This window comes from uncultured Aquimarina sp. (genome assembly GCF_947500065.1).
Taxonomy (GTDB): Bacteria; Bacteroidota; Bacteroidia; order Flavobacteriales; family Flavobacteriaceae; genus Aquimarina.
Genome location: NZ_CANMQT010000005.1, coordinates 226,499 through 243,065 on the forward strand (window position 1 = coordinate 226,499; position 16,567 = coordinate 243,065).

Sequence of the window (16,567 nt, forward strand, 5' to 3'; positions counted from 1 at the left end):
GACAGTGATTAAATTTTTCTACCTGTGTTGATCACATTTACACCATTAAAACGTGTAGTAGAACTTCCGTGAGATACAGCACTTATCTGAGAAGGCTGTCCTTTACCATCAAAGAATGACCCGAACATTCGATAATCATCTTTGTCACATATCTTTGAACAAGAATTCCAAAATTCTTGTGTGTTAGATTGATATGCTACATCATCTAGCATACCTACAATTTTACCATTTTTGATTTCATAAAATACAGTTCCTCCAAATTGGAAATTGTATCGTTGCTGATCAATAGAATAAGAACCTCTACCTGCAATGTAGATTCCTTTTTCTACATCTTTGATCATATCATCAATAGAATACTTCTCTGTTCCAGGCTCTAATGATACATTAGGCATACGCTGAAATTGTACATCATTCCAACTCTGAGAGTAACAGCAACCGTGTGATTCATTTTGATCAATCATATGAACTTGATCACGTATTGCTTGATAATTGGTTAGCACTCCATTACGCACTAAATCCCATTTCTTAGTTTTAACTCCTTCATCATCATATCCCACAGCTCCTAATGAACCAACCTGCGTTTTATCCGCTACAAGATTTACTATATCACTACCGTATTTAAAGTTTTTGGTTTTCCATTTATCTAAAGTAGCGAAACTTGTTCCTGCGTAATTAGCTTCGTATCCTAATACTCTATCTAACTCTAATGGATGTCCTACTGATTCATGGATAGTTAATCCTAAATGGTTTGGTTCTAATACTAAATCATATTTACCAGCTTCTACGGATTTTGCAGCCAATCTTGCTTTAGCTTGTTTAGCAGCTACTCCAGCATCTTCTACAATATCATAACTATTACGATATAAATTTAATCCTTCAGGTCCTTTCAGTTTTTCTGAAGCTAAACCATCCATATATTCATACCCCATACCCATTGGAGCACTCATCGCTTGACGTGATTTAAATTTACCACTAGCTTTATCTATGGCTGTTACCGTAAATGTAGGCCATATACGATGTACATCCTGATCGATATATGATCCGTCTGTAGAAGCAAAATATTTCTGCTCATTTACCATAAAAAGACCAGAATTCACATAATTAGCTCCATTCTCTAAGGCGGCAGCATTTGCCGATAGCAATAGATCTACCTTTTCTGAAACCGGAACATCTTTAAAGTCTTTTTTGATAGGAGTTTTCCAAGTAACCTCGCCGTGTGATTTTACCGGAGCAAGTTTTACTTCTTCTTTCTGAATTTTGGAATTTGCTTTTGCAATTGCCACTGCTTGATCAGTTGCTTTCTTAATTCCATCTTCGGTAACACTATTGGTAGATGCAAATCCCCAAGTACCGTTGACAATTACACGGATTCCTATACCAAATGATTCGGTATTTACTACATTTTGTACTTTGTCTTCTCTAGTAAATACATATTGATTAAGGTATCTACCAATTCGTGCGTCTGCATAACTAGCACCTAATGATTTTGCCGTGTTGAGCGCTACGTCTGCCATTCTTTTCTTGATGGCTACGTCCATTCCCGGATTAAGTAATGCTTCTGCGGGAATATCATTTCCCAGAAGTAGTGAAGGTACCATCAAAGCACCTGCTCCTAATCCTGTGTATTGAATAAAATCTCTACGTTTCATAAACCTCTTTTTTGATTGAGTGAATATTAAAATAAGTATGATGAACTTTTCCTGTACTAATACTTTAGTTTCTATCGTACTTGACCAGATTCCTAAAGTTTTGTTACAGGACTAACTTTCGTTAGCTTTAAATGTAGAAAAATTAAATCAAATCACCATATCCCTCTAAACCTTAACTATCTGAATCAAAGTGTAAAATTTAGTAAAACACACTCCGAAGTGAAATTATTTTAAAGCATTGGTAAACAATTAGTTGAATTAGTTTTTTAAATTAAAATATTCTCAATGAATCACAGAAAACTATGAGGAAAAAGCACAAAAAAGCTACATAATTAAATTTTTGTTAAAGTTTCCAGTTGTTCTTTATTAAATACTCAAAAGAGTATCACAAAAAAGATCAAGAAAACCTTATTTATTGAAGAAAGGTCTATTGCCGTGTAATTTATTAGTAAAACTTTCGACCATACTACCATAGGTAGTCCATCATGGTTATTAAATTTACTCCGGAAATAAATAAAGTATATTTTATTAATGAATATACACTCTTCCAGATATCTTCTGGTAATGGTGGTATTCAGGTAGACTTCAAAAATTATTTTGATTGGCAGAATAAGGCTATATACTTAGAAAAAGGACAATATATAAAGTTCTTATCCGATGATTTTTCTGTCTTGAAAATGGAGTTTCCGAGCGAGATGGTGTTTAGAAACAAAGAAGTAAGAGTTTTATTCAAGCATCTTATTTCTTTAGGGTATATCAACTTTGATACATCTCATCACTTCGAAAACATAATACATCAAATCGAATCTAATGACCAAGTAGATAATGTTATTGATCTTTCTACAAAACAATGGTATTATCAAAATCCATTTCAGGCAAACAAAGAAGAATACCAAATTATCTTCGATACTAAAGATGTGATTGATCAACAGTATACTAGTAATATTAGTAATAAAGAAATTACCGCATACATAGATGAAAAGGGATATAATGTACAGTCATTAATAAAAAACAAAGTTGGAGTCTCTGTTAAATCTCTTCTATCCAATAAGAAATTATTAGAAAGTAAAAAGGAAATTGCTTTTACAGATAAAAGCATTAAAGAGATTTCTTATGATTTAGGATATAATGATCCCGCTTACTTTAATAGAGTTTTTAAAAACAATGTAGGCAAAAATCCTCTTCTATTCAGAGAAGAATTTGATTATAAAAACAGAGATCTTTTTTCTCAAAACATTATGGAGCTACTGCAGCTATATCATACTAAAGAAAGAACATTAGAATTCTATGCTTCTAAAATGAATCTATCTCCAAAAGCGCTTTCTAAAAAAGTAAAAGATAAAATGCAGACTTCATTAGGCAAACTTATCCGTTATCAAATGATTGACACATCTAAGTTGCTACTAAGCCAAGACCTAAGTATTAAGGACATTTCTTTAGAACTAGGTTTTGAAGAACCTAATCATTTCTCTCACTTCTTTAGGCATTATACCGGAGAATCTCCATCTCGATTCAAAAATAATAAAGTACAATAACTTACGTCTTTTTTGTAGTATGCCTAATAAGGTATATCCAGAAATTTGTAATACAATTACGGAACAACATTAAGCAAATACGCAACGATTATGATTAATTAAAATATCATAATCGTATATAGTTGCTAATATTTAATATTTTTAAACTTTAATAATCGATATGAAAGCGTTATTGTCTTTGATTTCTAAATGTGATACCTGTGCTGCAAAATTAGAACTGGGACCTAGGCCTATAGTTTCTGCCAGTATAAATAGTAAGATTGTGATCATAGGACAAGCACCTGGAAGTGTTGTTCATAAATCCGGAATTCCATGGGATGATAAAAGTGGTGAAAACTTAAGGGCTTGGATGGGAATCGATAACGATCTTTTTTATGATCCTGAGATTATAGCGCTTGTACCAATGGGATTTTGTTATCCTGGAAAAGGAAAATCCGGAGATTTACCCCCAACCAAAGAATGCGCTCCATTATGGCATCAAAAATTATTAAGTAAAATAAAAGATGTGGAACTTATTCTATTAATTGGTGGTTATGCCCAACAATATTATTTAAAAGATCAATTAAAAAGGACACTTACAGAAACCGTTAAAAATTATACAGAATATCTCCCAGATTATTTTGTTCTACCTCATCCGTCTCCCAGAAATAATATTTGGCAAGCAAAAAATGATTGGTTCAAAAAAGAAGTTATTCCAGAATTACGCAATAGTGTACAGTCTATTATTAGTAAATAACTAGCTTACTATTTTTATAAATACCTTTCTTTAATGATGTCCATATGCCAAATTTCATGACCTATAATAGTAAATGCAGCGGCTCTAGCTGACATATTACCTCCATTAGCAGTACCAATACATTCTAGATGGCTATTATTTACACTTTCAAGAAATACAATAGAGCTTTGTCTAACAATATTAAATTCATTTATCAAGGAATCCATGGTTTTGTTATTCGCTCCAGAAGGTTCTATATAAATATTTTGATCAAATCCAGCTAAAGAAGTTTTATCATTTCTAGCGATTCTAAAACATCTATTCATAAATACTCTTTCTGTATCAATAAGATGTTGAAAAATTTCTTTTATACTCCACTTCTCTTTTTCATAACGATATTCTTGTTTATCAAGTGGAATAGTTTCAAAAAACTGGATCGCAGTTTTTTTGCCTACCTGAAAACCTTCTCTTAGATCTAATTCTGGTGATAACTTATTAATATATCGAGCATAATACTGATCATACTCTTGGGTATCCAAATCTGTAATTCTCATTTGTTTTATAGTTTAAGTATTTATACAATGATATTACTTATCACGAATTAGATTGTAGTCCGGTTTAGAGATATTCATGATCCCAGTTAAATTATTTTTTTTAAAGTTTTTAAGTTTTTAAGTTTAGAAATATCAGCATTTAATAAGACACATTCAATTTTTCCTTATTAAATAATGCACTTATTAATTTTCTTATTATTAGCAATAACTTATGAGCTTTTGAGAAAAAGAATAAATATTTTAAAAATTTACTTTTTTTGTTAAAAAACTGAAGGAATCACAGTATTTAGCAAAAAGGATTTCATTTTTTTATAATCAGTATAACTAACATTTATCCTTCTATCAACTTATCTCATAGACATGAGAAGCAAAATGTTAATTTTTTTTTTATATTTACCGCAAAAGTACTTTTAGAATACGGAATAGGTTACTATTATTTAAATATTCGACAGTTCTAATTAAACATTTTTACTTTTATAATAAATACTGAGTTATGGAATTAATGGAGAAAGCGCGTGAGTTTGAGAGCAGAAGCATGAGCAATATGTCCACTAGTGATAGAGTTGAAGCATCTAGAGAAGCTAAAGATCTTGTTTTAAGCCTTAATAAAATCTATAAGGAAAATAATGATCCTGAAATCATGGAAATGATGAAGATTATTACTGCTAAAAAACAAAAGATCGAAAAAAGACTTAAGGGTAGACCGGACGCATAAAATAATTTTTAAACAAATAACAAACAAGAGGTTCTTTATTAAGTATCACAATGATAAAGACCTCTTTTTTTCTACTTATTCGGGAATCGTAAAATAAAAGGTAGTGCCTTTTCCTTCTTCCGATTCTAACCAGATTTCGCCACCGTGAGCTTCAATGATTTTCTTACAGTGTGCTAAACCTATGCCTGTTCCAGGATATTCTTCTCGAGAATGTAACCTTTGAAAAATAGCAAAGATTCTATCTTTATGTATTTCAGGAATTCCTATTCCATTATCTTTTACAGAAAACTCCCAAAACTTAGACGATCCTTGCTCTTGAGTTTCTTTTTGGATAGCCGCAATATGAATTTCCGGAACGACGTCTTTGCCCGTAAATTTAATCCCATTACTAACTAGATTCTGTATCAATAATCGTAACTCAATCTTATTACCTTTTACGACAGGTAACCTTTCAGAATTAATCTTGGCATTTGTTCTTTCTAATACATTACCGAAATCACTTTTTAACTCTTCTACGACCTTATTCACGTCAACATCAGAGAATTCTCTAACTCTTCCTAATCTGGAATATTCTAATAGTGAATCAATAAGATTCTTCATTCGTATACTCGCATCCTTAATAAAGTTAAGGCTCTCTTTTCCCACTTCATCAAAGCTTTCGCCATAATCTTCTGATATCAATCCTATGAAACTTGATATCGTATTTAAAGGTTCCTGTAAATCATGACTCGCTATATATGCAAACTGTTCTAGTTCCTTGTTTTTAGATTCTAAAACCAAAGACTGTTCATTGATCTCCCTATTTTTCATTGCTAACTCTGCATTAAGCCTTTTTTTATTAAGGTAACTTTTATATATAAAGCCTCCGCACATTAACACAAATAAAATCAAAGCGATCAGTGACCAATTAATTTTTTTCTGATCTTCAATTTCCGAAAGCTTCTCTTGCAGTATGGCTTCCTGTTTTTTGATTTGATTATTTTGTTCTTTTAAAAATTCCTGTTGCTTTTCGATTTCTTCAGCACTTATTCTAATGCTTTCTTCCTGTGTCTTTATAAATGCAACTTGATCCTGAATGTTTTTTTCTAATTCTTTTTCTATCAGTAGTTTTTCTTCGTATTTCTTTTCTTGTATTGCGCTTTCGGTAGACAACTTTTGTATCCATTTATTTCGCTCACTGATATCCTCTTTTATAGTATCTATTACTTTTTCCTGATCAATTATCTGTTCTTCCTGTTGCTTAATCCGCTCTTCCTTACTTTTAATAACTTCTTTTTGTTCTTCATTCTGATCCAATACTTTCTCTAAGGAGTCTTCTGTAGATTTATACAATCCTTTCCATTTTTGGGAAGATGTGACAGCATATTGCTTTAGTGTGGGAGCAGTGACAAAACCTTCATTATTAATTCGATCAGTATTGATTTCATACTCAAATGAAGTACCTACATTAACCATATTAATCATGGAGGCATTATAATCATATTCCTCTGTAACCAGAAGTATCTCTTTACCAGAAATTTTACTAAGAATGTAATTAATATCGTAATTGTATTTGTTATGAACATATAATAACTGAACATCTTTAATACTTTTTACGAACTGAAAACGAATAATTTCTACAGGTTTACCAAAAATTTTACGTTTTTGAGCCATTGATTTTAGATCTATTATGGTACGATCTGGGCCCAGAACACCTATTTTAAAAGAGTCCATTTCATCTATTTGAGGCCAACTTACTTGTTGTGCAAAATTATTAATGAATATAGCACGTTGTACTCTTTTGACTTCTTCATTACTAGTATCTTGCCCCCAGACAGTAGCTAAATTGAAGATACTAAATAACAGGAACAACATATACGAAACATGTAGTTTGCTATAGGGGATATCAAAAATTTTACACGAACTATTCATCATAATCGCAACAATAGCCGAAGATAATAATTAGCTCCATTTACTCCAAATTGCTGCACTCTTCTGCTATACATAAAATTACCATTACTTGTATTTGCAGAATGCGTATGCTTGTCTGGAAATACGTTAAAAACATTATTCCCTCCTAAGGTACATTTTATATAATCGTTAACCTGATATGAAATGGCTAAATCCGTTGTTAACTTTGGTGAAAAAGTTTGATCTCGGGATTCTACTACTCCTGTAAATTCATTTAACACCCAATTAGTCTGATCTCCATCATCCGGATGAATAAATGCTACCTCTCCAAATAATGAATTCACCATCTGCAGTCTGAACTTATTAAATTCATAAGAGACTAGGGAATTAATCTTATAATTAGGTTGAGCAGATTCTACTCTTGCAATCTCTTCTCTATTAAACAATACATCTTCTTGACCTATAAGAGAAGGAGAAACTTTAATACGCCCTTGTACTTTAGTGTCTGTAATATTTGCGCCTAACGAGGCATCTAATTTACCTCCACCTAGCATAGTTTTATACGCCAAAGCTATATCAAATCCTGATGTTCTGGAATCAATCGCATTTGTAAAAAATTGTGCTGCTCCAACACCAAATGGTTCTAAAATAGTTTCATAACCCTCATCAAACCTACCCGAAAGTACAATTCTATCATCTATACTAATTAGGTAATAATCAAAAGTGAAAGTGAAATTATCATTTAGTTTCCCACTAACTCCCGCACTAAAATGTTTCGATAATTCTGGTTTCAATTTGTCTATCTGAAAAGCTTCTGTTGCTACAGCACTTTCATTATTAAATGTACCTACCTGGATACTCTCACCATTAATAAACTGCGTACTTATATTCTGAAAAAACACTTGATGAAGTGATGGTGCTCTAAAACCTGTAGAGAACCCAGCACGCACACTAATTAGATCATTAATTCTATATCTACTTGATAGTTTCCAAATAGCCTGGCCACCAAAATCATTATATGCCTCATACCGTGCAGCAGCTTTGATCAATAATTTTTCTGATACATTTGTTTCTATATCCAGATATACAGAACTATTGGTTCTAAAACGATTTAATTCATTTTCTGGTTGAAAACCAGGAAAAACCTGTGCTCCTGCTGCCCTGGGCAGCTCATCTCCTAATTCATCAAAATAGGTACTACCTCCATCGATATAAGAGGCTTCTTCTCCAGCAATAATTTGATAATTCTCTACCCTAAGCTCGGCTCCAAAAGCAATATTAATTCCATTAAGCCAATCAAACGTTTTGGAAAGATCAAGGTTGGTGGTATTTTGTTGATATTCAAACCCACCTGCATAAAAGGTTCTTGGAGAAGCTATTCCTAAAGAGGCATTATTAGAATTATTAACTGTATAATCCAAACTATTAATACCTATAGAATGACTAAAATCCACATTCCATCCATTCTTAATTCCCCTGATTCCTCCAGCAACTACATCATCCTGAATATCTGTTAATATTTGAGGAGAAAAACCATTGGGAAATAATTCAGGGACAACTCTATCCTGATTTTTTGGAAAACGATAAAACCCTGCAGCTTTACCTTCGCGATAATTTCTTCCTCCTTGAAGATAAAATGTTGCATTTTCAGACATTTTGATTTCACCGTTAAAGGCTAAAGCAAGGTTTTGTGTCTCTGCGCTTCCGATCTGCATAACTCTACGTCCGGAGTATCCTGTTTGATTAAAAAAACTATTTTCTTGAATCAATCTTTCATCTTCCACTGGATCTTCCGTATAGACTGTTCCGGTATAATCTCCTGCTCTATTGACCGATTCTCTATTCCTATATTCTGCAGTTACATTAATAAATCCTTCTTTTCCTATTTTCAATCCAAAATTAGCAGCTGAATAGGTCGTAAATCCATCTCCTTCTGTTGTAACTCCAACTCTATTATCTACATGAATAACTTCAGTTTGCTTCTTTAGAATGATATTGATTACTCCCGCAATGGCATCTGATCCATATTGCGAAGTTGCACCATCACGTAATATTTCAATTCGTTCAATAGAAGCTATCGGTATTGCATTAAAATCAGTACCAACAGTACCTCTACCCACAGTACCATTAACATTAAGTAAAGAACTATTATGTCTTCTTTTTCCGTTAATCAAAACTAAAACCTGATCTGGTCCTAGACCTCTTAATGTAGCAGGATCAATATGATCTGTACCATCCGCAATCGTTTGATGTGTAGAATGAAAAGATGGAACCAGATAATGCAAAATATGACTTAATTCTATTTGCGAAGAATTTGTGATCTCCTGTGGAGAAATTATATCCACTGGGGCGGTTGTTTTGAGAAGAGATCTGGGCTTTGCTCTAGAACCAATAGAGATTGGCTGATCCATAGAAAAACCAGTTTCTAATATAAAATCTAATTGAGCAGTTTCACCGACTTTAACCAATACGGTTTTAGAAACTGAATTATACATTACAAATCCAGCCGTGATTACATACTCTCCTTCATCTATATCAAAGGTATAATTCCCATTGACATCTGTTGTTGTATCCTGATTAATTCCTTCAATGCTGACTCTTGCTCCTGGTAAATTACCAAATTGATCAGAAACATTACCTGAAACTGTAGCTCGTGATTGAGACGAAACTATTTGAGAAAAACAAAAAAATAATACATAGGCGATACAGGGCGTAAACTGCAATCTAACCATAAGGGGTAATTTTAAATTTATTTCCTATTAAAAATGCGTGTGTGCTTAAATGATTATAGCAATATAAATAATAAAAAATCAAAAAAATTCTTAAAAGAGGTATTCTTTTGTAAATAAATCAAAGAACCAGACTTATCCCACTAAAGTTAATTCTTGATTAAAGTATTCTATTATTATAGTATCCATAACAACTCTCGTAAGCATTTTTCCCTTAACCCCCTTAATCTCTGGTATTGCATCTGCTATAGCCATATCTTCTGCTGGTAATACAGAACCAAGCATCAAAAAGATGTTTGTCTTTCTAAATGTACTTTCTAGTTTCTGAAATTCTGATAAAAACTCCCAACCATTCATTACGGGCATATTAATGTCTAAAAAAATTATTTCGGGTATAACTCCCGATTTGATTATTTCTAGAGCTTCCAAACCATTTTTAGCTACTAATATTTCATCAGCGTATCCCGCTTTTGAAAGTATTGTTTTATTAAAAAAAATAGTGGCTTCACTATCATCTACCAAAAGTATTCTTCTTATTTTTTTCATATAAAAGGGGTTTCGAAAAAATGTTTTTCTATTACATTATTTAACAATGGGAATGATAATGGTTTACTAATAAGGTCTTCAACTAAAGAATTAGCTTTAGAGTTTTCTATGTCTTTGACATCAGAAGAAGTAGTTAATATTATTACTTTAATATCTTTAATAATATTGCGGTTTAACTTTGAATATTCTATCAAAAATTCCCAGCCATTCATAGCTGGCATATTAAGATCTAAAAAAATCAAATTTGGTTTTAATTCAATTCCTTTTTCTACGTTCGTTAAGTATTTTAAAGCAGCTTCTCCACTCTGTTCTACTTTTATATTTTCAAAACTATCATGTTTTGATAACACCTTACTGTTATAAAAGTTCGTGGGTCTATCGTCATCTATTAACAAAACGCAGTTAACTAAATTATTCATAATACATTCTCGTTGGTATATGCCAAAAAAAACACATCACAGTAAAAAAGTAATAGTAATCTATAGTTTTAGTTCTTCACTTTAGGGTTAAACGCAAAAAAGATCGATAAAGTGTATTTTGTTTATAAAGAAGTACGTTTTTACACCTTTTTAAGTATAAAAGTTAAACAAAATGAGTTTATTAATTTCTAGTTTAGAGATTCGTCGAAATATTTAGACACAATTTCCAAAACAATTTCCTTGGTTAGCATCTTTTCTCTAAATTCAGTTACCTGAGGAAAAGACTTCAGTGTATTTTCTTCTTCTTCGCTTAATTTAGCACCTAACATTACTATAATCCTAGAGTTTTTATACGCTGCTGATAACTGATTATGTTGTTCTAAGAATTCCCAGCCATTCATCACAGGCATATTCAGATCTAAAAATATAATTTCAGGAATCGTATCAGATTGTAGGTGTTTCATAGCATTACTACCATTAGTAGCTATAAGTACTTCTTCTACACAGTTCGTTTTTTGAATAATGGTTTTATTAAAAAAATTAGTTGCATTACTGTCATCAACAAGAAGAAAACGTTTTAACCTATTCATTTTAAAAAATACATCTTATTAAATTAACATATTCTAGTTATCTCATGAATTACTTAAAATACCACTGGAAAAATGTTTTTCAAGAACGTTATCTAGTAAATCCAATGATAATGGTTTGTTTATAAAATCATCCACAGCATGGTTTTTTATTGATTCATTAACATCGTCTGGGTTAGAAGATGTAGATAATAAAATTACTTTAATGCCTTCTGTAGTACTCTTATTCAACTTAGCAAACTCAACCAAAAACTCCCATCCATTCATTGCTGGCATATTGATGTCCAGAAAAATAAGATCCGGTTTTATTGCTACCTTGTTTTCCACTTTAGTGAGATAATCCAATGCAGCTTTCCCACTATGCACTGTATTTACATTATCAAAACTATTGTGTCTGGTTACTACTCTTTCATTAAAGAAATTTGTGGCCTTATCATCATCGATTAAAAGGACACAGGGGATTGATTTCTCCATAAAGTTTTTCCAATTACATTCAAAAAAACTAAACTTATTTGACATAGACACCATAAAATAAGACTTTCCGAAGCAGTTTTCGTTCAAAAACCCGATTTAAACGACAAAACTACATCAATTGTTTTACCGTATCGGTATTACGGCATTAAAGTCACTAAAACACCCTTCTATCAAAATTGACAATCGTTTAACAAAGTTCTATTAAAAATAAATGTACATTTGGAACTAGTCAGACAGTAATTTGTCAATAACGTTTGTAAGGGATTTATGCTTGACAAAATAAAAAATAGGTGCAAAGCCACCACATTACATTATTCAATATTTAACAGCGCTAATGATGTTCCGTCCATTGATTGGAATAGTATAAATAATAAAAATAATCTTTTTCTTACACTTGATTATCTAAATACTCTAGAGGATACTTTATCAGAAACTATTGGATTTCGATATATATTATTCTATGACCAAAATGGACCGGTAGGTATTGCTGTAAATCAACTGATTAAATTCAATACAGAAGATTTAAAATTTCAGGAATTTCCTTGTAGAATAAGTGATGCCATCAAAAATACTTTTATGAAAAGTATGGATGTACGGGTATTGGTTTGTGGAAACTTATTTTCCTGTGGTGAACATGGTTTTCTTTACTCTGATAAGATTAGTGCTAAGGAGGCTTTTGAAAATCTATCAGATGCGTTGAAAGAAATCAGAAAAACTGAAAAGACTGACAAACCCTCTTTTATTTTATTAAAGGAATTCTGGCCAACATCTTTTGACCAAAGTGATTATATTATAAATCAGAAATTCAGAGAATTTAGAATCGATGTAAACATGGTTTTACAAGTGCAGTCTAACTGGAATAATTTTGATGATTACTTGGGTAGTATGAAAACGAAGTTCAGAACCAGAGCTAAAAAAGTTTTTAAAAAGTCATCCGACCTACTAGTCAAAGATTTTACTTCTGAAGATATAGATCAATATAAAGAAGCGATTGATACGCTATATCTTTCGGTTCTAGACAATGCTGATTTCAAAATTGGAAAATTAGACGCTGTCACTTTTAGAAACCTTAAAAAAACACTTCAGAGTTCTTTTGTTTTCAAGGCCTATTTTCTAGATACTAAACTAGTAGGTTTTACTACTTCTTTTATTCTAAACAATGTTGTAGAAGCAAACCATATCGGAATCGATTATGCCTATAACAAGTCACATGATATTTACCAAAGAATGTTATATGACTATGTTGATCTGGCTATAGAGAAGAAAGTCGATGAACTAAGATTAGGTAGAACTGCAGAGATTATTAAGAGCTGTGTAGGTGCTAAGCCTGTAGAAATGAAGCTTTATGTTCGTCATGGCAACTCCATTTCTAATAAACTTTTAAAACCTTTAGTAGAATTCATTTCACCTAGTGAATACGAAGTTAGGAATCCCTTTAAACTTCAACTAAGTTAAATATGGATTCATTAACCCAAATTGTATTAGGTGCCGCCGTTGGTGAAGCCGCCATTGGAAAAAAGGTTGGTAATAAAGCAATGCTTTGGGGAGCTATTGCCGGAACTATTCCGGATCTCGATGTCATGGCTAAACTGTTTTTTGACAATGTTACGGCAAATGAATTGCATAGAGGATTTTCGCATTCTATATTGTTTAGTATTATTATGGCTCCAATCCTTGGATGGTTAATCGCTAAATTATATAGAAATAAAGAGGCTGATTGGAAAGACTGGACAAAATTGATGTTTCTGGGACTATTTACACATCCTATTCTGGATGCATTTACCACTTGGGGAACACAGTTATTTTGGCCTTTTACGTATAAAGTTTCGTTCAAAAATATTTTTGTAGTGGATCCACTATATACTATCCCTTTTTTAATTCTTGTAATTACCGCTATGTTCTATAAAAGAACGAATGTAAAAAGGAAAAAAATAAATAATCTAGGGATTATTATCAGTAGTACCTATATGGTCATCACCTTAGGTTTAAAGTGGTATACCTATCAAAAATTTCAGGTTAGTTTAGAGAATCAGCACATCGCATATAAAGAAATTCAGACCAAACCTACTCCATTGAATAGCTTGCTATGGACTACTAATGTAGAAACGGAAGATTCTTTTATGATTGGTTATTACTCTTTATTAGATGACGATGATCGTATTCAATTTTCTGAATTTCCAAAAAACCATCATTTGCTAGGTAAAATGAAAGATAACCCTCTAATTTCAAGATTAATTAACTTATCTCAGGGTTGGTATACTATCGAAAAGATTAACAATAAAACGTATTTTAATGATCTTAGATTTGGTCAATTTGGAATGGGTGCTGAAGCCAGCCGTTTTGTTTTTAGTTATGAATTATATTACGATGCTAATGGTGAATTAAAAGCCAAAGAAAGAGAACGTGATATAGAGGAAGCCTCTCCTATGCTTAAAAAACTTTTCGCAAGAGTACTTGGAGATAAATCATAAAAAAAAGGTTCAATAGAATGAACCCTTTTTTTACATATATGATTATTGCCTATTAAGCGAATTCACAAATCACACCGCCCATTAATGCAAGACATACGATCCAATATCCAACATTGATAGCTATATATTTAAAGCCTTTTCTTTCGAACATTGCATTGGTTCCCATAACAGGAAGCACTGCAAATATCCCCAACATAGCTCCGTGTAAAGCACCATGCTTGAAAGTTCTGAAATTATCACCATACTTAGCCATAAAATCCTGAGCGTACTGGTACGTCTCAGTGCCTTCTTTCATTAAATCTGGATCTCCCATTAAGGTTGAGAAAAATCCAAACTGATGAATTACAAATGTATTAAGAATGATAGCCAGGAGAAAACTAAGTACATAGCTAAGAATAAAAATCAAAGCCATGTTTCCACCTTTTAAGTCCTCTTCGGTGAAACCGCAAACTTTCATCCATGCTTTCTGGAAAGCTATAGGGCTATACCAGATAAATCCTAAAACCATTGGGATCAATGCTGCGGCTGCAGCGATCAAAAAATTAAATTCCATATTAGTTAGTATTTAAAGTTGTTTCTCAAATATAACGAAAATCAATTTCATATAATGTTACCAAACTAAATAGGCCAAACGAAAAGAGAATACTAACAGCACTACTCCTGTAATTTTAAAGAAGATACTTAATCTATACTCAGAGATAAATCTCTTAAGTTTTTCTGAGAGAAATACTTTTAGCAAGTCCGTGGTTAAAATACCGATTAAAACCGCTGTTAAGAATACTAAAACTGATGTAGTATCATTGTACTTTTGCTGTCCATATTTAAACACTCCTATCCAAACTATAAATACGAAAGGGTTAAAAAAATTGACACTAAACCCCTTTATAAAAAAAGTACTCCATTTTTTGGAAACCATGGATAAATCCTTAGTAATTATTGCTTTTTTAAGCAGATAACTAATCCCTAATACAAGAAGGATACAACTCCCTATGATACCAATCCAGAATTGATTTTGTGTAGCTGTCATAAAAGAAGAAAGTCCATAATAACATAATGCTACACAGATAACATCACTCAATATGATCCCAAAAGCCACAGATACGCCTGCTTTAATTCCATACTGAAAACTACTATTAAGTAATAAAAAAAATACCGGACCAACAAAAATGATCATCGCTAATCCAATAACAAAGCCTTCGACAAATGACATCTATTATAACTAACAATTATTATATATGTAAATATAGATATAATCATTATTGATATTATAACTTCCTTTTAATAATACAAAACCACCTCGACATCTCGAAGTGGTTTACTTTTGCAACCTTAAGTAACTACGACCCCTTAATTTCGTAGATCTATTATGCAAAAAAAATGTGTAATGAATACTATTAACTATTAGCGCTTCACTAATTTGATCTTTTTATTAATCTGATTAGAAGATATTTTTACAAAATATACTCCTACAGATAATTCTTTCACAGAAATAGCTTCATCGATAGCATCAGCAGCTATTTCTTTTACCAGTCCACCATTAATATCAAATATCTTTACTTCATCTATTGATGATGTAGCACCTTGGATTGTAAAACTGCTAATTACCGGATTAGGAGATACGATAATATCATGTAATGTATCAGAAACCTCATCTATATTCAATAAAGGATCCATCAAATCATACATCACTAATCCAGATTCATTTCCTCCATAGAAATCAGTATCTGTAATAGGTGTTCCATCGATATCTGCTCCAAAAAAGTTAGATAGATCAAAACTTCCTCCGGAATTAGCTGCTAAATCAACAATCACAGCATCCGTGTTTTCTGTTAAGGTAATATCTCCACTAGTTGGCATATTAGCTACAACAAAAGAAAACAAAGGAATCTGTTGCCCTGCAGTATGTGAAGCAATCGTCAATTGTGAAGAAGCTTCTCTACTAAACGTCCATAAATCTCTGGTACCATCCCCTGCTGTAAAACCATTCAAAACTGTGGCTGTAAAATTGGTGTTATCATCCCAGTTAGAACCATTAATCTGAGTGAAACTTGTAAGGCTATTACCAGTAGAAATAGAAATCGTGATATTCACAGAACCTACTTCTACAGATCCATTGGAAAAATCAGGAACAATCACAAAAGTATATTCGTAATTCTCTCCAGTATTATTAAAATCTCGTACCAATCCATATTGATAGGTTTGTGCAGTCATCGTGACAACTCCGAAAAGGAGAGTTATGATAAATGTTAGTTGTTTGTTCATTTTTTAATCTTTTTAATGAGA

16 protein-coding genes are annotated in these 16,567 nt (G+C 32.1%); 5 read left to right on the forward strand and 11 right to left on the reverse strand.

Features of this window, described 5'->3' with window-relative positions; genetic code table 11:
- Positions 1-8: 8 nt before the first annotated feature.
- Positions 9-1,649, reverse strand: coding sequence for a TldD/PmbA family protein (locus tag Q0975_RS16330; RefSeq protein WP_299438580.1), 1,641 nt, complete (start codon positions 1,647-1,649; stop codon positions 9-11).
- A 485-nt stretch (positions 1,650-2,134) separates the two neighbouring features.
- Here Q0975_RS16330 and Q0975_RS16335 point away from each other — a divergent pair, with 485 nt between their 5' ends.
- Together Q0975_RS16335 and Q0975_RS16340 are read left to right on the forward strand one after the other, a co-directional pair.
- Positions 2,135-3,184 (forward strand): AraC family transcriptional regulator, encoded by a 1,050-nt coding sequence (locus Q0975_RS16335; protein WP_299438582.1) that lies wholly within the window; start codon positions 2,135-2,137, stop codon positions 3,182-3,184.
- 160 nt (positions 3,185-3,344) lie between these two features.
- Positions 3,345-3,920, forward strand: coding sequence for a uracil-DNA glycosylase family protein (locus tag Q0975_RS16340; protein WP_299438584.1), 576 nt, complete (start codon positions 3,345-3,347; stop codon positions 3,918-3,920).
- Between the two features lie 14 nt (positions 3,921-3,934).
- Here Q0975_RS16340 and Q0975_RS16345 read toward each other — a convergent pair whose 3' ends face one another.
- On the reverse strand, positions 3,935-4,453 hold the full coding sequence (locus Q0975_RS16345; protein WP_299438586.1) for a DinB family protein: 519 nt from the start codon (positions 4,451-4,453) through the stop codon (positions 3,935-3,937).
- A 493-nt stretch (positions 4,454-4,946) separates the two neighbouring features.
- Between Q0975_RS16345 and Q0975_RS16350 the strand changes: the two genes are divergently transcribed.
- Positions 4,947-5,168 carry a hypothetical protein gene (locus Q0975_RS16350; protein ID WP_299438588.1) on the forward strand — a complete coding sequence of 74 codons (222 nt, stop codon included), beginning with the start codon at positions 4,947-4,949 and terminating at the stop codon, positions 5,166-5,168.
- Positions 5,169-5,243: 75 nt separating this feature from the next.
- Here the strand turns inward: Q0975_RS16350 and Q0975_RS16355 are convergent, their stop codons facing one another.
- The 6 genes from Q0975_RS16355 to Q0975_RS16380 form a co-directional block, all read right to left on the reverse strand.
- On the reverse strand, positions 5,244-7,022 hold the full coding sequence (locus Q0975_RS16355; protein WP_299438590.1) for a YfiR/HmsC family protein: 1,779 nt from the start codon (positions 7,020-7,022) through the stop codon (positions 5,244-5,246).
- 56 nt (positions 7,023-7,078) lie between these two features.
- Complete coding sequence (locus tag Q0975_RS16360) at positions 7,079-9,790, reverse strand: TonB-dependent receptor (protein ID WP_299438592.1); 2,712 nt, start codon at positions 9,788-9,790, stop codon at positions 7,079-7,081.
- Positions 9,791-9,922: 132 nt separating this feature from the next.
- On the reverse strand, positions 9,923-10,333 hold the full coding sequence (locus Q0975_RS16365) for a response regulator (protein ID WP_299438594.1): 411 nt from the start codon (positions 10,331-10,333) through the stop codon (positions 9,923-9,925).
- Complete coding sequence (locus Q0975_RS16370) at positions 10,330-10,752, reverse strand: response regulator (protein ID WP_299438596.1); 423 nt, start codon at positions 10,750-10,752, stop codon at positions 10,330-10,332. Before Q0975_RS16370 ends, Q0975_RS16365 begins: the two co-directional genes overlap by 4 nt.
- A gap of 188 nt (positions 10,753-10,940) precedes the next feature.
- On the reverse strand, positions 10,941-11,342 hold the full coding sequence (locus Q0975_RS16375; RefSeq protein ID WP_299438598.1) for a response regulator: 402 nt from the start codon (positions 11,340-11,342) through the stop codon (positions 10,941-10,943).
- Positions 11,343-11,384: 42 nt separating this feature from the next.
- Positions 11,385-11,813: a response regulator gene (locus tag Q0975_RS16380; protein WP_299438600.1), complete on the reverse strand. Its 429-nt coding sequence runs from the start codon at positions 11,811-11,813 to the stop codon at positions 11,385-11,387.
- 267 nt (positions 11,814-12,080) lie between these two features.
- Between Q0975_RS16380 and Q0975_RS16385 the strand changes: the two genes are divergently transcribed.
- Together Q0975_RS16385 and Q0975_RS16390 are read left to right on the forward strand one after the other, a co-directional pair.
- Complete coding sequence (locus tag Q0975_RS16385) at positions 12,081-13,268, forward strand: hypothetical protein (protein ID WP_299438602.1); 1,188 nt, start codon at positions 12,081-12,083, stop codon at positions 13,266-13,268.
- A 2-nt stretch (positions 13,269-13,270) separates the two neighbouring features.
- Positions 13,271-14,284 carry a metal-dependent hydrolase gene (locus Q0975_RS16390; protein ID WP_299438604.1) on the forward strand — a complete coding sequence of 338 codons (1,014 nt, stop codon included), beginning with the start codon at positions 13,271-13,273 and terminating at the stop codon, positions 14,282-14,284.
- 52 nt (positions 14,285-14,336) lie between these two features.
- On the opposite strand, the gene Q0975_RS16395 is transcribed toward Q0975_RS16390, so the two are convergent.
- The 3 genes from Q0975_RS16395 to Q0975_RS16405 all read right to left on the reverse strand — a co-directional run bounded on the left by Q0975_RS16395 (position 14,337) and on the right by Q0975_RS16405 (position 16,546).
- On the reverse strand, positions 14,337-14,837 hold the full coding sequence (locus Q0975_RS16395; protein WP_299438606.1) for a DUF1761 domain-containing protein: 501 nt from the start codon (positions 14,835-14,837) through the stop codon (positions 14,337-14,339).
- 57 nt (positions 14,838-14,894) lie between these two features.
- Positions 14,895-15,494 carry a LysE family transporter gene (locus tag Q0975_RS16400; RefSeq protein ID WP_299438608.1) on the reverse strand — a complete coding sequence of 200 codons (600 nt, stop codon included), beginning with the start codon at positions 15,492-15,494 and terminating at the stop codon, positions 14,895-14,897.
- A 191-nt stretch (positions 15,495-15,685) separates the two neighbouring features.
- A complete protein-coding gene (locus Q0975_RS16405) occupies positions 15,686-16,546 on the reverse strand; it encodes a T9SS type A sorting domain-containing protein (RefSeq protein WP_299438610.1) in 861 nt (286 codons plus the stop codon).
- Positions 16,547-16,567 lie beyond the last annotated feature (21 nt).